The sequence below is a fragment of the Streptomyces sp. NBC_00597 genome (assembly GCF_041431095.1).
Taxonomy (GTDB): Bacteria; Actinomycetota; Actinomycetes; order Streptomycetales; family Streptomycetaceae; genus Streptomyces.
In genome coordinates, this window is sequence record NZ_CP107757.1 from 3,235,923 (window position 1) to 3,254,673 (window position 18,751).

At 71.5% G+C, this 18,751-nt stretch carries 17 protein-coding genes and 1 pseudogene; 7 read left to right on the top strand and 11 right to left on the bottom strand.

All coding sequences use genetic code 11. The features are described from left to right. The first annotated feature begins 29 nt into the window (after positions 1-29). The 4 genes from OG974_RS14400 (at position 30) to OG974_RS14415 (ending at position 5,631) form a co-directional block, all read left to right on the top strand. Positions 30-1,364 (top strand): hypothetical protein, encoded by a 1,335-nt coding sequence (locus OG974_RS14400; protein WP_327283090.1) that lies wholly within the window; start codon positions 30-32, stop codon positions 1,362-1,364. A gap of 85 nt (positions 1,365-1,449) precedes the next feature. Further along, positions 1,450-2,073 carry a GntR family transcriptional regulator gene (locus OG974_RS14405; protein ID WP_327285624.1) on the top strand — a complete coding sequence of 208 codons (624 nt, stop codon included), beginning with the start codon at positions 1,450-1,452 and terminating at the stop codon, positions 2,071-2,073. Between the two features lie 231 nt (positions 2,074-2,304). Next, positions 2,305-4,989, top strand: coding sequence for a pyruvate dehydrogenase (acetyl-transferring), homodimeric type (gene aceE, locus OG974_RS14410; protein WP_327283091.1), 2,685 nt, complete (start codon positions 2,305-2,307; stop codon positions 4,987-4,989). A gap of 123 nt (positions 4,990-5,112) precedes the next feature. After that, complete coding sequence (locus OG974_RS14415; protein WP_327283092.1) at positions 5,113-5,631, top strand: DUF4240 domain-containing protein; 519 nt, start codon at positions 5,113-5,115, stop codon at positions 5,629-5,631. 4 nt (positions 5,632-5,635) lie between these two features. Here the strand turns inward: OG974_RS14415 and OG974_RS14420 are convergent, their stop codons facing one another. Then, positions 5,636-6,406, bottom strand: coding sequence for an SDR family NAD(P)-dependent oxidoreductase (locus tag OG974_RS14420; protein ID WP_371646666.1), 771 nt, complete (start codon positions 6,404-6,406; stop codon positions 5,636-5,638). A gap of 85 nt (positions 6,407-6,491) precedes the next feature. Between OG974_RS14420 and OG974_RS14425 the strand changes: the two genes are divergently transcribed. After that, positions 6,492-7,178 (top strand): TetR/AcrR family transcriptional regulator, encoded by a 687-nt coding sequence (locus tag OG974_RS14425; protein WP_371646668.1) that lies wholly within the window; start codon positions 6,492-6,494, stop codon positions 7,176-7,178. 60 nt (positions 7,179-7,238) lie between these two features. On the opposite strand, the gene glnA is transcribed toward OG974_RS14425, so the two are convergent. Continuing rightward, entirely contained in the window at positions 7,239-8,648 is a 1,410-nt protein-coding gene (glnA, locus tag OG974_RS14430; RefSeq protein WP_327283095.1) for a type I glutamate--ammonia ligase, read from the bottom strand. A 184-nt stretch (positions 8,649-8,832) separates the two neighbouring features. Here glnA and OG974_RS14435 point away from each other — a divergent pair, with 184 nt between their 5' ends. Then, a complete protein-coding gene (locus OG974_RS14435) occupies positions 8,833-9,300 on the top strand; it encodes an RDD family protein (RefSeq protein ID WP_371646670.1) in 468 nt (155 codons plus the stop codon). 82 nt (positions 9,301-9,382) lie between these two features. On the opposite strand, the gene OG974_RS14440 is transcribed toward OG974_RS14435, so the two are convergent. The 6 genes and pseudogenes from OG974_RS14440 to OG974_RS14465 form a co-directional block, all read right to left on the bottom strand. Further along, a complete protein-coding gene (locus OG974_RS14440) occupies positions 9,383-10,081 on the bottom strand; it encodes a DUF4191 domain-containing protein (protein ID WP_327283097.1) in 699 nt (232 codons plus the stop codon). Between the two features lie 10 nt (positions 10,082-10,091). Further along, on the bottom strand, positions 10,092-10,289 hold the full coding sequence (locus OG974_RS14445) for a hypothetical protein (RefSeq protein ID WP_054225563.1): 198 nt from the start codon (positions 10,287-10,289) through the stop codon (positions 10,092-10,094). A 389-nt stretch (positions 10,290-10,678) separates the two neighbouring features. After that, a complete protein-coding gene (gene lipA, locus OG974_RS14450) occupies positions 10,679-11,626 on the bottom strand; it encodes a lipoyl synthase (RefSeq protein ID WP_327283098.1) in 948 nt (315 codons plus the stop codon). A gap of 111 nt (positions 11,627-11,737) precedes the next feature. Then, a complete protein-coding gene (lipB, locus tag OG974_RS14455) occupies positions 11,738-12,535 on the bottom strand; it encodes a lipoyl(octanoyl) transferase LipB (protein ID WP_327283099.1) in 798 nt (265 codons plus the stop codon). Between the two features lie 76 nt (positions 12,536-12,611). Continuing rightward, positions 12,612-12,890, bottom strand: a complete 279-nt coding sequence (locus OG974_RS14460; RefSeq protein ID WP_327283100.1) for a hypothetical protein — start codon at positions 12,888-12,890, stop codon at positions 12,612-12,614. 432 nt (positions 12,891-13,322) lie between these two features. Continuing rightward, positions 13,323-13,681: pseudogene (locus OG974_RS14465) on the bottom strand (Scr1 family TA system antitoxin-like transcriptional regulator); the annotation flags it as partial. A gap of 380 nt (positions 13,682-14,061) precedes the next feature. Between OG974_RS14465 and OG974_RS14470 the strand changes: the two are divergent. Continuing rightward, positions 14,062-15,504, top strand: coding sequence for a regulator (locus tag OG974_RS14470; RefSeq protein ID WP_329313362.1), 1,443 nt, complete (start codon positions 14,062-14,064; stop codon positions 15,502-15,504). 89 nt (positions 15,505-15,593) lie between these two features. On the opposite strand, the gene OG974_RS14475 is transcribed toward OG974_RS14470, so the two are convergent. From OG974_RS14475 to OG974_RS14485, 3 genes are all read right to left on the bottom strand, one after another. Continuing rightward, on the bottom strand, positions 15,594-16,850 hold the full coding sequence (locus tag OG974_RS14475; RefSeq protein ID WP_328762516.1) for an FAD-dependent oxidoreductase: 1,257 nt from the start codon (positions 16,848-16,850) through the stop codon (positions 15,594-15,596). A 215-nt stretch (positions 16,851-17,065) separates the two neighbouring features. Next, positions 17,066-17,959: a TIGR01777 family oxidoreductase gene (locus tag OG974_RS14480; RefSeq protein WP_327283104.1), complete on the bottom strand. Its 894-nt coding sequence runs from the start codon at positions 17,957-17,959 to the stop codon at positions 17,066-17,068. Between the two features lie 54 nt (positions 17,960-18,013). Next, on the bottom strand, positions 18,014-18,724 hold the full coding sequence (locus OG974_RS14485) for a VIT family protein (RefSeq protein ID WP_327283105.1): 711 nt from the start codon (positions 18,722-18,724) through the stop codon (positions 18,014-18,016). Positions 18,725-18,751: the final 27 nt, after the last annotated feature.

Consider the following 18,751-nt stretch of genomic DNA (forward strand, 5'->3'; position numbering starts at 1 on the left):
TCCATGTGTGACATCTCGGGGGGCGTCGTATGGCACGGGCACGGGTGACGGATCTCGTCGTGGTACTGCCGGGCATCTTGGGCAGCCGGCTGGCGGACGCCGACGGCGGGGCCGTCTGGGACCTGGCGGGCGCGGACCTGTTACGCGGCCTGCGGACCTTCGGCCGTTCCCTGAGCGCCCTGCGCCTCCCGAAGGACATCGGCGACGGGGATCCGGGAGACGGCGTCGTCCCCGTGGGCCTGATGCCCGACCTGCACGCCCTGCCCGGCATCTGGGGCCCGGTGGACGGTCACACGGACCTGTTGCGCTGGCTGGAGCGCCGTTTCACCCTGTCCGTTTCGGACAACCTCCTCACCTTCCCGTACGACTGGCGGTTGTCCTGCCGGTACAACGCGGAGCGGCTGAAGGGCCGGATCGACCTGGAGCTGGAGCGCTGGCGGGCCTCGGCGCCCGAGCGGCGCGAGGCTCAGGTGGTCTTCCTCTGCCATGCGATGGGCGGGCTGGTGGCCCGGCAGTACGTGGAGCGCCTCGGCGGCCACGAGGTCACCCGCCGCCTGATCACGCTGGGCACGCCGCACCGTGGCTGTGTGGAGGCCCTGGTCGGCCTGGTCGACGCCGGGGACCCCCTGGGCCTGGGCCCGGACCTCGGCGCGTTCGCCCGCAGTCTGCCGTCCCTGCACCAGCTGGCCCCCGACTACGCCTGCCTGGCGGGCTCCGACGGCCTCGCGCACCCCCGCGACCTGCCGGGGCTGCCCGGCGTCGACGCGGCCCTGCTGGCGGACGCGGCCCGCTTCCACGCGGACCTGCGCAGCGCCCCGCCGCGGGCCGAGCTGCGGGTGGTCGTCGGGGTCGGCCAGCCCACGGCGACGACCGCGACCTGCGACGGGGAGCGCCTGACCCTCCTGGAGGAGGCCGATGGTGACGGCACGGTGCCGCGCCCGGCGGCCCTCCCGGCGCAGCCGCCCGGCGACGGCGGCGCGGCCACCGAGTCCTTCGCCGCGTACGAGCAGCACGGCTCGCTGCACAACAACCGGGCCGTACGGGCAGCCCTGCGGGGCTTCCTGGGCGATGAGCGGGACCGGCGCACGGTCCCCGCGGACCCGGCAGCCGGGCTGGGCGTGCGGGCGCCCGCCGTGCTGGCCGCGGGGGCCCCGTACGAGGTCACGGTCACGGCCCCCGGCGAGGGGCTGCGGCTGATGGCGGAACTGCGCCCTACCGACGGCGGGAGCCCGACGGCCCGCCCCCTGCGGGGCCTGGGCGGCGGCCGCTACTCCGTCGCGTTCGCGCCGCCGCAGCCGGGCGCCTACCGCCTGACGGTGGGCTCGGTCACGGCTCTTGTAACCAGCCTCACCCAACGGCCCTGACCAGGAAGGCATCCCGGCGGGCTACTGCGCCGTATTGTCTACGCATCGAAGCGATCGTGCCGTCACAGGAGATGAAGCCCGGATGATCACCCCACCCGTCGTGCACTCGCTGCGCGAGCAGATCCGCGAGCACATCGTGGAGGGGATCGTCAGCGGGCGCTGGAAGCCCGGTGAGCGGATCGTGGAGCGTCGGATCGCCGTGGAACTGGAGGTCAGCCAGACGCCGGTGCGCGAGGCGCTGCGCGAGCTGGAGACGCTGCGGCTGATCGAGTCGGCGCCGAACAAGGGCGTGCGCGTACGGAACCTGTCGGCGGCCGACCTGGAGGAGATCTACCCGGTCCGGGCCGGTCTGGAGCAGATCGCGGCAGAGCTGGCCGCACCCCGGCTGGCGGCCGACTGCTCGACGCTGGAGCCGCACGTGGCGGCCCTGTGGGAGGCCGACCGGATCGAGGACGGGACCGCGCAGGTGCGGCACACCGTGGGCTTCCACCGGGAGCTGGTGCGGGCGGCCGGGAACAGCGTGCTGCTGCACACCTGGGAGAGCCTGGGCATCGAGGTCTTCACGGCCCTGTCCATCCGCTGGCTGGGAACCGTCCAGAAGTCGTACGCGGAGGAGCACGCGGCCCTCGTGGAGGCGTTCCGCAATCAGGATCCGGACATCGGCGTGCTGGTGAAGCGGCACGTCCTGGGGTGCGCGCCCCGCGCCTGACGGTCGCACCGACAGGTTGGTTCGTCCCGTTTTACCCGGCACCGGGTGCCTATTTTCATGGCACCGGGTGCCGACTTTCGGCCGCTGGACATTTCTTCGCCACATTCATTTGATCGATCATCGATCAGCGATTTACAGTCGACGACGGACCCCACCCGGGTCCACCGACCCTGTCCTGCCCGTCAGGGATTTTTCACCACCTCTCCTTTGTCCGGAAGGCGGCGCACACCGATGTCCGACCCCGTAGGAAAGCTTCCGAGCGAGCTCGACCAGCTCCCGGACCGCGACACCGAGGAGACCGCCGAATGGGCGGCCTCCCTCGACGCCGTCGCCAAGGCCGCCGGTACGCGCCGCGCCGAATACCTGCTCCGCCGCACCCTCCAGCACGCCGAGGCCGCCGGCCTCGCCCTGCCGAAGCTGCTGGAGACGGACTACGTCAACACCATCCCCACCTCCGCCGAGCCCGAGTTCCCGGGTGACGAGGAGATGGAAGCCAAGATCACCGCATGGAACCGCTGGAACGCGGCGGCCATGGTGACCCGCGGCTCCAAGTACGGCGTCGGCGGCCACATCGCCACCTTCGCCTCGGCGGCCTGGCTCTACGAGACCGGCTTCCAGCACTTCTTCCGCGGGAAGGAGGCCGACGGATCCGGCGACCAGCTCTACATCCAGGGCCACGCCTCCCCCGGCATCTACGCCCGCGCCTTCCTCGACGGGCGCATCTCCGAGCAGCAGCTCGACAACTTCCGCCAGGAGGCCGGCGGCAACGGCCTGCCGTCCTACCCCCACCCGCGGCGCCTGCCCTGGCTGTGGGAGTTCCCGACGGTCTCCATGGGTCTCGGCCCGCTGTCCGCGATCTACCAGGCGCGCTTCAACCGCTACCTGCAGAACCGCAGCATCAAGGACACCGCCAACTCGCACGTCTGGGCCTTCCTCGGCGACGGCGAGATGGACGAGCCGGAGTCGACCGCCGCCCTGGCCCTCGCCTCCCGCGAGCAGCTGGACAACCTGACCTTCGTCATCAACTGCAACCTGCAGCGCCTCGACGGTCCGGTCCGCGCGAACTTCCGCGTCGTCCAGGAGCTGGAGGCCCAGTTCCGCGGCGCCGGCTGGAACGTCATCAAGTCGCTGTGGGGCTCCGCCTGGGACGAGCTGTTCCAGCTCGACACCACGGGCGCCCTCGTACGCCGCCTGCGCGAGGTACCGGACGCGCAGTTCCAGACGTACGCGACCCGCGACGTGGCCTACATCCGCCAGCACTTCTTCGGCGCCAACGCCGAGCTCGTGCAGCTGGCCGGGGTGCTCTCCGACGCGAAGATCGCCGAGTGCTTCCACAGCTCCCGCGGCGGCCACGAGCCCCGCAAGGTCTACGCCGCGTACAAGGCCGCCCTGGAGCACAAGGGTGCGCCGACGGTCATCCTCGCGCAGACCGTCAAGGGCTACACGCTGGGCGCCGGGTTCGAGTCGAAGAACGCGAACCACCAGATGAAGAAGCTGACGACCGACGAGTTCAAGAACATGCGCGACCTCCTGGGCCTCCCGATCCCGGACAGCGCCTTCGTCGACGGCAAGGTCCCGTACGGTCACCCGGGCGCGAACAGCCCCGAGGTGCAGTACCTGAACGAGCGCCGCGCGGCCCTCGGCGGCCCCGCCCCGGCCCGCAAGGTCCACCACGTGGCCCTGCCGGCTCCGGCCGAGCGCTCCTTCGCCCCACTGCTCAAGGGCTCCGGCAAGCAGGAGATGGCCACCACCATGGCCTTCGTCCGTCTGGTCAAGGACCTGATGCGCGACAAGGAGACCGGCAAGCGCTGGGTTCCGATCGTCCCCGACGAGGCCCGTACCTTCGGTATGGAGTCCCTGTTCCCGTCGGCCGGCATCTACTCGCCGCTGGGCCAGACGTACGAGCCGGTCGACCGCGACCAGCTCATGTACTACAAGGAAGCCAAGGACGGCCAGATCCTCAACGAGGGGATCACCGAGGCCGGCGCCATGGCCGACTTCATCGCCGCCTGCACGTCGTACGCGACGCACGGCGAGCCGATGATCCCGTTCTACATCTTCTACTCGATGTTCGGCTGGCAGCGCACCGCCGACCAGATGTGGCAGCTCGCCGACCAGCTCGGCAAGGGCTTCATCGTCGGCGCCACCGCCGGCCGCACCACGCTGACCGGTGAGGGCCTCCAGCACGCGGACGGCCACTCCCACCTGATCGCGTCCACGAACCCGGCGTCGCTCAACTACGACCCGGCGTTCGCGTACGAGATCGCGGTGATCGTCAAGGACGGTCTGCGCCGCATGTACGGCGAGAAGCCGGAAGACGTCTTCTACTACCTGACGGTCTACAACGAGCCGAAGCCGCAGCCGGCCATGCCCGAGGGCGTGGAGGAGGGCATCCTCAAGGGTCTGTACCGCTTCAACACGGCGGCGGACCTGGCGGAGGCGGCCCCGGCCGCGGACGCCCCGAAGATCCAGCTGATGGCCTCGGGTACGGCCATCCACTGGGCCCTGGAGGCACAGCAGCTGCTCGCCGCCGACTGGAACGTGGCCGCCGACGTCTGGTCCGCCACCTCCTGGGGCGAACTGCGCCGCGACGCGCTGGAGTGCGACGAGGCGCTGCTGCGCGGCGAGATGCGCACCCCGTTCGTCACCCGCGCCCTGGAGGGCGTCACGAGCCCGGTCCTCGCGGTGTCCGACTGGATGCGCCAGGTCCCGGACCAGATCAGCCAGTGGGTGGAGCAGGACTGGACCTCGCTCGGTACGGACGGCTTCGGCCTGTCCGACACCCGCGAGGGCGCCCGCCGCCACTTCGGCGTCGACGCGCAGTCGATCGTGGTGGCCGCGCTGGCCCAGCTCGCCCGCCGCGGCGAGGTCCCGGCGTCCGCCATCAAGGAGGCGCGCGAGCGTTACGGCCTGTAGCCCTCGGGCACGGGCACGGTAGGCCGAAGGCCGGTGTACGACCTCGTAAACGGGGTCGTACACCGGCCTTTGGCCGTATGCGCGGTGGCGGCGAGGGGGCGCACCCGTGATGCTGGAGCGGTGATGGACGAGACGGAGTTCTGGGAGATCGTCGACCGTACCCGCGAGGCCGCCGAGGGCGACCCCGAGGAGCACGCCGAGCTGCTCGTGGAGCGGCTGGCGCAGCTCGACCCGGACTCCGTCCTGGACTTCGCCCGGCACTTCGAGTCCCGGTACAACCGGGCGTACACGTGGGACCTGTGGGGCGCGGCCTGGGTGCTGCTCGACGGGGCGAGCGACGACGCGTTCGACTACTTCCGGTGCTGGCTGATCGGCCAGGGCCGGGAGGTCTTCGAGGGCGGGGTGCACGACCCCGACGCGCTCGCGGAGCTCCTGGAGGAGTTCGACGAGGAGATCGACGGGGACGGCGAGGAACTGGGGTACGCGGCCGACGAGGCGTACGAACAGCTGACCGGGGCGGTGGCGCCGGACTTGGGGATCGCGCTCCAGGCCGCCGAGCCGGAGGGCACCCCGCTGGACTTCGAGGACGAAGCCGTGCTCGCGGAGCGCTTCCCCCGGCTGTGGGACCGCTTCAGGGGCTGAGCGGCTAGTAGTGCGTACCGCCGTCGATGCGGATCTCCGTACCGGTGATGAAGGCGCCGTCCTCGGAGCCCAGCATGGCGACGACGCCGGCGACGGTCTGCGGACCCGCGAAGCCCTGGCCGAGGGCCGGGGCCAGCTTGGCGAACAGGCTCCAGTCGGTGTCCTCGGGCAGGCCGGGGCCGTTGCCGGTGGTCATGCCGCTCTCGATGGAGCCGGGCGCGACGGCGACGAAGCGCAGGCCCTGCTTGCTGTACTCGGCGGCCAGGGCGTGGGTCATGGACTGGATGCCGCCCTTGCTGGCCGCGTAGGCGGACATGTAGGGGTGGGCGAAGGACGCCGAGGTGGAGCTGAAGTTCACGACGACCGGCTGGTCGCCCTCCAGCAGCGCCGGGAGCGACTCGCGGATCATCAGGAAGGTACCCGTGAGGTTGACCCCGATGACCTGGTTCCAGAAGTCGAGCGTGGTCTGGTGGGTGTGCGCGGAACGCAGGATGCCGGCCGCGTTGACCAGGACGTCGAGCCCGCCGAGGGACTCGACGGCGGCGGCGACACCGCTCCGTACGGCGGCCTCGTCGGATATGTCGAGGACGGCGGTGGTGAGCCGGCCGGCGTGGCCGTCGGCCGCGGCCTGGTCGGCGGTCGCCTTCAGGCCGGCCTCGTTGACGTCCACGGTGTGGACGCGGCCGCCCTCGGCGAGGATGCGGTGGACGGTGGCCCGGCCGATGCCGGAGCCCCCGCCGGTGATGAGGACGCGACGTCCTTCGTAACGGTTCATGGGGCGAGCGTACGAGCATGCGACATGTTTTGCCAGAGTGTCAAAGCATGCAATCCCTCTCATTGCCGAGGGGTAGGCTTCACCCGTGAGATCCCCTCGTCCGTACTCCCCCCTGGCAGGCCCCGGAGCCCAGTCGCTGACCGAGCGCCGCAAGGCCGCCACCCAGCTCGACATCGCCCGCGCGGCCTGCGCCCTGTTCGCCGAACACGGCCCCGACGGCACCACCGCCGAGGACATCGCGCACCGCGCCGGCGTCGCGCTGCGTACGTTCTACCGGTACTTCCGCAACAAGCAGGAGGCCGTGGCCCCGCTGCTCGCCGGCGGCGGCGACGCCTGGCGCGCACTGCTCGCCGAGGAGGACCCCGGCACGCCCCTCGACGAGGCCCTGGAACGCGCGGTGACCCGCTCGCTCAGCGACTCCCGGACGGTCGAGGAGGGCCTGGAGGTCACCCGCGGCCTGCTCCGCGCGGCCCAGGTCGACGAGGCGTTGCGCGCGGTCTGGTACCGGGTGAACCAGGACTCCGAGGAGCGCCTGGTCCCGGTGATCGCCCGGCTGGTCGGCGAGGACGCCGACCCGCTGGGCGTCCGCCTCCTCGCGGCGGCGGCCACAGACGCCATCCGCATCTCCCTGGAACTCTGGTCGACCACGGACGCCCCGGTCTCGGGCACCGGCTGCCCCGCCGAACTCGCGGTCCGCTGCCTGCGCGACCTGACGGGCGCGATGCCGCTGCTCCGCCGGCCCGGAGGAACGGCCGCGGCGCCGGGAGCCTGAACGACGAACGGCCCCGCCGCTCTCCGGGGAGAGCGGCGGGGCCGTTGCGTGCACTGCTTCTTAGATGTCGAAGTACATCTCGAACTCGTGCGGGTGCGGGCGCAGGGCGATCGGGGCGATCTCGTGCGTGCGCTTGTAGTCGATCCAGGTCTCGATCAGGTCGGGGGTGAAGACACCGCCGGCCAGGAGGTACTCGTGGTCGTTCTCCAGGGCCTTGAGGACGTCCTCCAGGCTGGTCGGGACCTGCGGGACGCTCGCGTGCTCGTCGGGGGAGAGCTCGTAGAGGTCCTTGTCGATCGGCTCCATCGGCTCGATCTTGTTCTTGACGCCGTCGAGGCCGGCCAGCAGGAGGGCCGCGAACGCCAGGTACGGGTTCGAGGACGGGTCCGGGGCGCGGAACTCGACGCGCTTGGCCTTCGGGTTCGAGCCCGTGATCGGGATGCGCATGGCGGCCGAGCGGTTGCGCTGCGAGTACACCATGTTGACCGGCGCCTCGAAGCCCGGGACCAGGCGGTGGTACGAGTTCACCGTCGGGTTGGTGAAGGCGAGCAGCGACGGGGCGTGCTTGAGGATGCCGCCGATGTAGTAGCGGGCGGTGTCCGACAGGCCCGCGTAGCCGGCCTCGTCGTAGAACAGCGGGTCGCCGTTCGCCCACAGCGACTGGTGCACGTGCATGCCCGAGCCGTTGTCACCGAAGATCGGCTTCGGCATGAAGGTCGCGGTCTTGCCGTTGCGCCAGGCGACGTTCTTCACGATGTACTTGAAGAGCATCAGGTCGTCGGCCGCGGCGAGCAGTGTGTTGAACTTGTAGTTGATCTCGGCCTGGCCACCGGTGCCGACCTCGTGGTGCTGGCGCTCGACCTGGAGGCCCTGGGCGTCCAGTTCGAGGGAGATCTCGGCGCGCAGGTCGGCGAAGTGGTCGACCGGGGCTACGGGGAAGTAACCACCCTTGTAGCGGACCTTGTAACCACGGTTGTTCTCCTCGGAACCGGTGTTCCAGGCGCCGGCCTCGGAGTCGATGTGGTAGAAGCCCTCGTTCGCGGAGGTCGCGAAGCGCACGCTGTCGAACACGTAGAACTCGGCCTCGGGGCCGAAGTACGCGGTGTCGGCGATGCCGGTGGAGGCGAGGTACGCCTCGGCCTTCTTCGCGATGTTGCGCGGGTCGCGGCTGTAGGCCTCGCCCGTGATCGGGTCGTGGATGAAGAAGTTGATGTTGAGCGTCTTGTCCTTGCGGAACGGGTCCAGACGCGCGGTGGTGATGTCGGCACGCAGCGCCATGTCGGACTCGTGGATCGCCTGGAAGCCGCGGATCGAGGAGCCGTCGAAGGCGAGCTCCTCAGCCGGGTCGAACGCCCGAGCCGGGATGGTGAAGTGCTGCATCACACCAGGCAGGTCGCAGAAGCGGACGTCGACGAACTTGACGTCGTTCTCCTCGATGTACTGCTTCACTTCGTCGGCGTTCTGGAACATCCAACTCCTCCTACTCCCGGCCCCGGGGCAGGGCGGGCTTTATAGCTCGTGGTGCGTCAGTGCGGTGCCGCACGCTGACCCGACCATAAGCAGACGGGATTTCTCAAGCATGACCCATTTGTTTCGCACAAGTTAACCAGGGTCCCGCCGGAAGGCCGTGGAGCCGCACAGGTACCGTGGTCGGGTGGACAACAGGCAAGCACTCGGATCCTGGCTCTCCGGCCCCCGCGCGGCCGCCGAGGACATGGGCGTCGACTTCGGCTACCCGGGCCAGCGGCTCGGACTGCCCCAGGAGGGGTCCGGCTCCGCGGCCCGGTTCGGCCGCCGCTTCGGCGCCGTCGCCATCGACTGGATCGGCTGCCAGGTGATCGCATACGGGCTCATCACCGGCGGCAACGCGACCGCCACGGGCAACTGGACGCTCGCGCTCTTCGTGGTGCTGAGCATCCTCACCGTCGGCACCGTGGGATTCACCCCCGGGAAGCGGCTCGTGGGCCTGCGGGTCGTCCCGGAGGGCGGCGGCCGCCTCGGCTTCGGCCGGGTCGTGCTGCGCACGCTGCTGCTCGCCCTCGTCATCCCGGCGCTGGTCTGGGACCGCGACGGGCGCGGCCTGCACGACCGCCTCGCGCGCGCCGTCCAGGTCCGCATCTAGGAAGACGCACGACAGAAGGGGCGCCCCGGACCGATCGGTCCGGGGCGCCCCTTCTGTCGTATACGAAGATCGCCTGAACGGGTCAGCGCATCTTTCCGCCGCGCGGCATCCGCGTGCCCTTGGGCATCGGGCCCTTCGGCAGCGGCATGTTGCTCATGAGGTCACCCATGGCGCGCAGCTTGTCGTTGACCTGGGTGATCTGCGGGCCGGCCAGGACGCGCGGCAGCTTGAGCAGCGTCGTACGGAGCTTCTTCAGCGGGACCTCGCCCTCGCCGGTGCCCACGATGAAGTCGTGCACCGGGACGTCCGGCATGATCCGGGCCAGCTTCCGCTTCTCGGCGGCGAGCATCGGCTTGAGCCGGTTCGCGTTGCCCTCGGCGATCAGCACGACGCCGGCCTTGCCCACGGCCCGGTGGACGATGTCCTGGCTCCGGTTCATCGCGACGGCCGGGGTGGTCGTCCAGCCCCGCCCCACGTTGTCCAGTACGGCCGCGGCCGCGCCCGGCTGTCCCTCCATCTGCCCGAAGGCAGCCCGCTCGGCCCGCCGTCCGAAGACGATCGCCATCGCGAGGAACGCCACCAGGAAGCCCAGGATGCCCAGGTAGACCGGGTGGTCGATCAGGAAGCCGATCGCGAGAAAGACACCGAAGGTGACGATTCCCACGCCCGCGACGATCAGACCGACCTTCGGGTCGGCCTTGCGCGTCATCTTGTACGTCAGGGCGATCTGCTTCAGTCGCCCGGGGTTCGCAGCAGTCTCTGCGTTTGACTTCCTCGCCATAGAGCGAAGTTTACGTGGCCTGCGGGGTCCGGGTCGCCGCGGCCTCAAGTACGTGTTCGGTTTCGACCCGGTCCTTGGCTCTGCGGCGGTCCTCCAGTACGGCGGTCCACGCGTTGCGGCGGGCGCCGCTCATGAGCAGGGACTCGAAGCCCCGGAAGGCGTCGGTGAACGACGGAATGGCAATGGCGCGTACGGGCGCGGCCTGCATGATGTCGATCCCTTTCACGGTGCTCACGGTGCTCGTCGGGGGGCCGAGGTGCACGGCGGGGAGGGTCAGCGGTGTGTGCGGTGCGTGGACCCATCGTCACTGACTGGTGTTACCAGGGCATGACCGCTCGGTCAAACGGTGATGAAACATTTACGCGGCCCGCCGGGCTCTTCGTTACAAAAGAGCCTAGGGGCCGCGTCGATGCGGTGTTACCCGTTGGTAAGACTTTGTGCGTGAGTTCACACAGTCCGGGTGGTAGCGCGCGTCACACCCTCACGCGCGTCCCCCGGACCCGGCTGCGCTTCTCCGTCCCCGCGGTCGAGCTCCACCTCGCCACCGCTCCGGCCGAGTGCCCGCCCTCGTACCTCGGGCGGACCCTCAACCTGCGCTCAGACTCGGCTGCGCTTCTCCATCGCCTGCTGGTAGAGGCGGCCGGCCCGGTACGAGGAGCGGACCAGCGGGCCCGACATCACGCCGGAGAAGCCGATCTCCTCGGCCTCCTTCGCCAGCTCCACGAACTCGGCCGGCTTCACCCAGCGCTCGACGGGGTGGTGCCGCGGCGAAGGCCGCAGGTACTGGGTGATGGTGATGAGCTCGCAGCCGGCCTCGTGCAGCTCCTTCAGCGCCTCCGAGACCTCCTCGCGCTCCTCGCCCATGCCCAGGATCAGGTTGGACTTCGTGACGAGGCCGTAGGCGCGGGCCTGCCGGATCACGTCGAGCGAGCGCTCGTAGCGGAAGCCGGGGCGGATCCGCTTGAAGATCCGCGGCACCGTCTCGACGTTGTGCGCGAAGACCTCGGGGCGGGAGGCGAAGACCTCCTCCAGCAGCTCCGGGACCGCGTTGAAGTCGGGGGCCAGCAGCTCGACCTTGGTGTGGCCGGCCTCGCGGCCCGCCGTCTGCTGGTGGATCTGGCGCACGGTCTCCGCGTACAGCCAGGCACCGCCGTCGGCCAGGTCGTCGCGCGCGACGCCCGTGATGGTGGCGTAGTTCAGGTCCATCGTGACGACCGACTCGCCGACGCGGCGCGGCTCGTCCCGGTCCAGGGCCTCGGGCTTGCCCGTGTCGATCTGGCAGAAGTCACAGCGCCGGGTGCACTGGTCGCCGCCGATGAGGAAGGTGGCCTCGCGGTCCTCCCAGCATTCGTAGATGTTGGGGCAACCGGCCTCCTGGCACACGGTGTGCAGTCCTTCGCCCTTCACCAGGGCCTGCATCTTCGTGTACTCGGGACCCATCTTCGCCCGGGTCTTGATCCACTCGGGCTTGCGCTCGATGGGGGTCTGGCTGTTACGGACCTCCAGGCGCAGCATCTTGCGTCCGTCGGGTGCGACTGCGGACACGACCGGCTCCCTGTGACTTCGATTCTTCGGCGCCCACCAGGGTACGCCCGTAATTTCATACGCTCTTACGTCGGCCAACCTGGGGGCGGCCGGACGCATTCCCCCCGGTCGTCAGCCCGCGGCGGGCTCGATCTCCCGGGGCCGCAGCTCGGCCTGCTCCAGTACGTCCTTCAGGTGGCGTTGGACGACCGGCAGCACGTCGGCGATGGTGATCTCGCGGCCCAGTTCGTACGAGAGCGAGGTCACACCGGCGTCCCGGATGCCGCAGGGAACGATCCGGTCGAACCAGGTGTTGTCCGGGTTCACGTTGATCGCGAAGCCGTGCATGGTGACGCCCTTGGCGACGCGGATGCCGATGGCGGCGAGCTTGCGGTCCTCACGCCGCTGGCCGGCGTTGGAGGGGGCGTACTCGGGGCCGTTCAGGCGCGGGTCGAACTCCTCGTCCGTCAGCCGCGGGTCGAAGTCGAGCGAGAGGCCGCCGATCTTCGGGCGCTCCTCGATCGGGTCGCCGAGCACCCAGACCCCGGAGCGGCCCTCGACCCGGGTGGTCTCCAGGCCGAACTCGGCGGCGGTGCGGATCAGCCCCTCCTCCAGGCGGCGCACGTGCGCGACGACGTCGACCGGGCGGGGCAGCTTCATGATCGGGTAGCCGACGAGCTGGCCGGGGCCGTGCCAGGTGATCTTGCCGCCGCGGTCCACGTCCACGACGGGCGTGCCGTCCAGCGGGCGCTCGTTGTCGGCGGTGCGCCGGCCGGCGGTGTAGACGGGCCGGTGCTCCAGCAGGAGGCAGGTGTCGCCGATCTCGTCCGCGAAGCGCGCGGCGTGGACCCGCCGCTGCTCCTCCCACGCCTGGGTGTACTCGACGTAATCGGGTCCGAAGCCCAGATGGACAAACCCAAGCTCAGCCACCGCAGCGCCTCCTCATTGAACCTGCCGTGTGCACGTATCGCACCAGCCAAGGGTACGGCGGCCGGTTTCCTACCCCTCAGCGGCCCGTTGGCGGAGCGTCCTCGGGGCCCGGCGGCAGCGGCTTGGGCCGCTTGCGGCCCCGGGGCGGCCGGTCCGGGTCCTCGTCGGCCCGCGGCAGCCGCCGGTGGCCCTCCGAGTGGTCGTTGACCCAGCCGCACACCCCGCACGCGTACCGGCCGTCGAGCCCCGCGATGTACGTGCCGCAGCGGCGGCACTCGGCCTCGGTCAGTTCGGGCGCGAGCAGTGGCGCGGTGGCATCGGCGGAGGGATCCGCCCCGGTGGGCCTGCGGGTCATGTCGCGCAGCGTACGCGGACGGAGGAGGCCAGTCCGTAAAGGGCCCTACCGATTCTGCACACAAACGAGTGAGTGTGGCTTTGACCTGTACGTATGGGCTGCTCCATGTGCTAATGCCAGCACATCTCAGCACGGGGTCATCACCGGTGCTGAGTCGCCGTTACGCGGCCAGCCCCAAGATCCCGTCGAGCACGTTCACGGCCTGGAGCATGGAGTCCGGCGTCATGCGCCCGTACGTGCCGGCTGTGATGGTGATGGAGGCGTGTCCGAGCACTTCTGGCACCTGTCGCAGCTAGCGGGAGGCTGCGGCCACGGGGGCATGAAGAGCTTTGCTGCCTGCTGCTGTGCCGTCGTTGCTGCCGCCATCACCGCACCCCTTCACGTCACCCTCGCTGCGTCGGCAGCAATAGTGACCAGGGCCGGAGACAGTTCCTAGCCGGTTTCCTGTTCCCTCAAAAACCCGTCTCGGATACCTTCAACGAGACTCCGCATTCCGTCGCCGGACAAGGCCGATTTCTCGAACCCTTCGAACTTCCGGACGTACATTTCAACGTCTCGTGGGTCCGTTACGACTATCTCGGCGTGAACGGCTTCGACGGTCACCATCCGGTCGTCACGGATGACGAAGGCGTGGTTCGCGATGTCCGCCTGTGGGGCCGAGAGCGGCACCACTCGGATATCCACGCCTCGCTGAGGTCGTGGCGTTGCAGGATGGCGCGGATGTACTCGGGGGTCTGGAGCAAGCCGGGGACCAGGGCGGGCTGGAAGAGCCGCAGGACAGCAGATTGGCTTCCCCTCTCCCGTGCGGCGGAGTGACGCGTTCGATGGTCCCGAGCCGGTGACCACAGGGTCAAGGGATCAACCATGGAGAGAACGGGAAACCGGACGGCACAGCAAAAACCCCCGGCCTCGTGACCGGGGGTCCCTCGCGGCTGGAATCCAGCACCACGCCAGCACCGCTACACCTATCCAGCACTGACGCGTCTAGATGGGTCAGTTATCGGCCAACGATCCTTCTTGGCCACGGGCCACTGTCCACCCCGGGCTCTGTTCTGCACACGATCGGATGAATGTGGGACAGAGAGGGCGGCATGGGCGGAGTTCGCCGCTACATTCACGCCGTTCACAGGGCCGGGACTCCGGTCCGTCACGTCAGGAAACCGTGGAGCCGATGACGGAACGACCTGCCCAGCGCGTCCCCAACCGGCAGCTCGCGGCGCTGATCGCGGAAGCCGGGTTCTCCAACGCCGGTCTGGCCCGCCGCGTCGACCAGCTCGGCCTCGAACACGGTCTCGATCTGCGGTACGACAAGACCTCCGTGACCCGGTGGCTGCGCGGGCAGCAGCCGCGCGGCACCACCCCGGCGCTGATCGCCGAGGTCTTCACCCGCCGGCTGGGCCGGCGGCTCTCCGCCCAGGACCTGGGCCTGGACGCCTGCGCGCCCGTCTACGCCGGTCTGGAGTTCGCGGCCACCCCGGAGGAGGCCGTCGACATCGCCAGCGGTCTGTGGCGCAAGGACTCCGGTTCCCACGCCGAGCTGCGGAAGATCGCGTTCACCCCGGCCGGACTGGTCGTACCCAGCCGGGACTGGCTCATCGGGCGGCCCGACGAGCGGGTGGGCCGCGGCGCCGATCCGACGACCGCGACCCGGGTCCCGGTGCAGGGGCGCGGCTCGGTGCCCCGCCAGCGGCAGATCGACCGGGGGCCCGGCCAGCGGGTGACCGGCGGGGACATCGCGGCGCTGCGGTCGGTGAGCGAGCTGTTCCGGACCCTCGACCAGGCCTACGGCGGCGGGCACGCCCGACAGGCCCTGGTGCGCTACCTGGAGCACGAGGCCGAGCCCATGCTCCGCGGCACCTACGGGGAGACCACCGGGCGGCGGCTGTTCTCCGCCGCCGCCGACCTGACCCGGCTCGCCGGCTGGACCTCGTACGACATCGCCGCGCACGGGCTCGCCCAGCGCTACTTCGTCCAGGCCCTGCGCCTCGCACAGGCGGCCGGGGACCGGCCGTACGGCTCGTACGTGCTCGTGACCATGAGCCGGCAGGCCGTCTACCTCGGCCACGGCCGGGAGGCGGTGCAGCTGGCCCGGGTCGCGCAGCAGGGCGTCGGCTCCGGGCCGCCGCCGGTGGTGCAGGCGCTGCTGCACTCCGCGGAGGCGCGCGGGCACGCGGTGCTGGGCGAGGTCCGGGCGGCGACGGCTTCGCTGGTGCGGGCCGAGCGGGCGCTGGGCGGGGCCCGGCCGGGGGACGACGTACCGCACTGGGCGCGCCTCTTCGACGAGGCGCAGCTGGCGGACGAGTTCGGGCACTGCCACCGGGACCTCCAGCAGTACCGGGCCTCGGCCCAGCACGCGGAGCGCTCGCTGCAGCTGCGGGCGCCGGGCTTCGCGCGCTCGCGGCTGTTCTGCCGGGTGGTGCTGGCCACGGCCCGGTTGGGGCTGGGCGAGCTGGACCAGGCGTGCGCGCTGGGCGCGGAGGCCGCGCAGCAGGCGATGGAGATGCGGTCGGTGCGCGCGGTGGAGTACGTACGGGACTTCGAGCGCCGGCTGGAGCCGTACCGGGACGCCTCGGCAGTACGGACGTACCGGGACCGGGTCGCGGCCCTGCCGTGAGCACCGCCGGCGAGGCGGTCGGGGCGGTGGGCGGGGCGGTGGGCGGGGCCCGGTTCCGCGGAGGGAACCGGGCCCCGGTGTCGGGCTTCTCAGGCCACCGCCGGAAGGGCTGGTTCCGCGCTCGCCGGGAGCCGGATGCCGAAGTCGCGCAGGACGGCCGTGGCGGCGCGGCGGGCCGAGTGCAGCGCCCCCTGGACCGTGTTGGAGTCGCGGTGGTCCCCGCACACGTACAGCCCGGCCAGGACCCGGACCGGACGGCGCAGGTCGTACGGCGGCGGCATCGCGGGGACGGCCTCCGGGGCGTGGTGGACTGCCAGCAGCTCCCAGTCCCGGGTGCCGGTCTCGTACAGCCGGGCCAGGCGCGAGGCGACCGTGCGGGCGGGCGGCGGCGGGCCGAGCACGGTGGTGGTGACCAGGCTCCGGCCGGCGGGGGCCCGCACCGGGTCGACCGCGCTCATCACCGCGGTGTGGGCGACGGGCCACCGGGTGTCGGCGTCCAGCAGGAGCGAGCCGTCCCAGGGGAGCGGCGCGGCGGTGGCGTGGTGGATGACGGTGACCTCGTGGAACGCCGGAACCCGCAGCCCCGGCAGCAGTTCCGAGGCCGCCCGCGCCCCGGTGGCCAGGACGGCGGAACGGCAGCTGAAGTCGCCGTGTTCCTCGGTGGTGACCAGGTTGGTCGCCACCGACCGGACCCGGACCCCGGTGCGCACCGTGCCCGGTGGCAGCGCGGCGGCGAGCAGGTCGGGCAGGGCCGCTGCTCCACCCTCGGGCACGGCGAGCCGGCCGCGGGCGAAGGTGCGCAGGGCGAGGTCGGCAACCCGGCTGGAGGTGGTGAGTTCCGGATCGCGGAGCAGCGCGGAGAGCAGGGGCCGCAGGGTCGCGCCGTGGGTCCGGGAGCGCAGGGCGGCCAGCGCCGTGCGCTCGGGGCGGGCCAGTACGCGTTCCACCGGCAGGGCGGCGAGCCGGCCGAGGTAGGCGCTGAGCCGGGCCTGGTCGAAGGATCCGCTGGCCAGCGCGCGGGCCGGGGTCAGGGCCCCGGCCCGCAACTGCCTGCCGTCGGTGTGGACGAGCACCCCCGGCGCGAAGGGCCGCAGGACCAGGCCGGCTAGGCCGGGGGTCCGGTCGAGCTCCGTGTACGAGGTGTTGAGCAACTGCCCGATCCGGTCCAGCCGGAATCCGTCGACGTGCTCGGTGGCCATCCGGCCGCCGGGATCGTCGGCGGCTTCCAGGACGGTGACCGCGACCCCTGCCGCGATCAAGTGGTGCGCCGCCGCGAGTCCTGAGACCCCGGCTCCTACGATGACGACGTCCGCATGCTGTGCGGCGCGGTGTGAGCTGCTGAGCACGTGCCCCTCCCCGAGGTCGGCGCGGCTGTGTGGGAATCCTCCTTCCCCCAACCGGCTCCAGGGGAACCCGAGTTCGGTGGGGTATTGCCGTCGGGCCCGGTCGCACGGCGGTCGCATCCGGGTCACAGACGGTCGCACGGGGCCGGCGGCCGGGGCCGGGAAGGGCCTCGGACGGGGGCCGGGCAGCGCGGGAGCAGGGGCCCGGGCGGTGCCCGCTACCGGCCGAGGGCGGCCCGGATCGCCTCGTCGATCCCGGGGTGCCGGAAGGTGAACCCGGACTCCAGCAGCCGGGAGGGCAGCACCCGCTGACTGCCCAACACGTCCCCGGCGAACTCGCCGAGCACCACGCGCATGGCCGCCGCCGGTACGGGGAACGGCGTCGGCCTGCGCAGTACGCGGCCCATCGCGGCGGTGACCTCACGGTTCGTCAGCGGCTCGGGGGCGGTCAGGTTGACGGGGCCGGACAGCTCCGGGGTGTCGACGGCGTACCGCAGGGCGGCGATCTCGTCGTGCAGGGAGATGAAGGACCAGTACTGGCGGCCGTTGCCGAGCCTGCCGCCGACCCCCGCCCGGAAGATCGGGAACAGCTTGCCCCAGGCCCCGCCCTCGGCGGCGACCACCAGTCCGGTCCGGGCGAACACCGTCCGTACGCCGGCCTCCTGGGCGGGGGCGGCGGCCGCCTCCCACTCGATGCAGACCTCCGGCAGGAAGCCCTGCCCCGCCGGGGCGTGCTCGTCGACGGCGTGCTCGCCGGTGTCGCCGTAGTAGCCGACGGCGGTGCCGCAGACGAAGACGGCGGGCGGCGCGTCCAGCGCGGCGATCGCCCGGGCCATGGCGTCGGTGCCGCGGACCCGGCTGTCCCGGATCTCCCGCTTGTACGCGGCGTTCCACCGGCGGTCGCCGACCCCGGCCCCGGCGAGGTGGACGACGGCCGCGCAGCCGGCGAGCCCGGCGGGGTCGACGTACCCGCGGCGCGGATCCCAGGCCGCCTCGTCGGGAGCGGCGGGCGTGCGGCGCACGAACCGCACCACGTCGTGCCCGTCCGCCCGCAGGGACCGTACGAGGGCATGCCCGATGAGCCCGGTCGACCCGGTGATCGCAATGCGCATGCCCCCATGATGCAACCCCGCCCCACGACAGGGGTGCGGCGCGACGCGGCGCGCTCAGACGGTTCCCAGCCAGGTGCCCACCGCGTACGTGACCGCCATCGCCAGGGCGCCGCCGGTGACGTTGCGCAAGACCGCCCGCGGGGCGGGGGCACCGCCCAGCCGTGCGCTGATCACCCCGCACAGGGTGAGCGCCCCCAGCACCGCCGCCACCGTCACCGGTACCCGCTGCGACGGCCCCGGCAGCACGATCGCCAGCAGCGGCAGCACCGCCCCCACCGTGAAGGCGATCAGGCTGGCGAACGCCGCGTGCCAGGGGTTGGCCAGCTCGTCGGGGTTGATCCCGAGCTCCACCCGGGCGTGCGCCTTCAGCGCGTCGCGCTCCGTCAGCTGCACCGCCGCCTCCCTGGCGAGTTCCCGGTTCAGCCCCCTGGCCTCCAGCAGCTGGGTCAGTTCCTCCAGCTCCGCTTCCGGCTCCTCCGCCAGCTCCCGCCGCTCCGCCTCCAGGGCGGCCCGTTCCGAGTCCCGCTGGGAGCTCACCGAGACGTACTCCCCCGCCGCCATCGACAGCGATCCCGCCAGCAGTCCGGCCACTCCCGCCTCCAGGATCGACGCGCGCGAGGTGGTGGCCCCGGCCACGCCCACCACCAGCCCGGCGGTGGAAATGATCCCGTCGTTCGCGCCGAGCACCCCCGCCCGCAGCCAGTTCAACCGTGTGCTGATCGCCGCGCTCTGCTCCGCCGACCCGTGCGTACCCGTATCCGTCACGGGACCACTGTCGGCGCCCGGCCCCCG

Bases quoted from the DNA above. Each gene is read 5' to 3' on its own strand.
- OG974_RS14400 (WP_327283090.1), top strand. From the start codon at position 30: ATGGCACGGGCACGGGTGACGGATCTCGTCGTGGTACTGCCGGGCATC.
- aceE (WP_327283091.1), top strand. From the start codon at position 2,305: ATGTCCGACCCCGTAGGAAAGCTTCCGAGCGAGCTCGACCAGCTCCCG.
- OG974_RS14415 (WP_327283092.1), top strand. From the start codon at position 5,113: ATGGACGAGACGGAGTTCTGGGAGATCGTCGACCGTACCCGCGAGGCC.
- OG974_RS14420 (WP_371646666.1), bottom strand. From the start codon at position 6,406: ATGAACCGTTACGAAGGACGTCGCGTCCTCATCACCGGCGGGGGCTCC.
- glnA (WP_327283095.1), bottom strand. From the start codon at position 8,648: ATGTTCCAGAACGCCGACGAAGTGAAGCAGTACATCGAGGAGAACGAC.
- OG974_RS14440 (WP_327283097.1), bottom strand. From the start codon at position 10,081: ATGGCGAGGAAGTCAAACGCAGAGACTGCTGCGAACCCCGGGCGACTG.
- OG974_RS14445 (WP_054225563.1), bottom strand. From the start codon at position 10,289: ATGCAGGCCGCGCCCGTACGCGCCATTGCCATTCCGTCGTTCACCGAC.
- OG974_RS14460 (WP_327283100.1), bottom strand. From the start codon at position 12,890: ATGACCCGCAGGCCCACCGGGGCGGATCCCTCCGCCGATGCCACCGCG.
- OG974_RS14470 (WP_329313362.1), top strand. From the start codon at position 14,062: ATGACGGAACGACCTGCCCAGCGCGTCCCCAACCGGCAGCTCGCGGCG.
- OG974_RS14480 (WP_327283104.1), bottom strand. From the start codon at position 17,959: ATGCGCATTGCGATCACCGGGTCGACCGGGCTCATCGGGCATGCCCTC.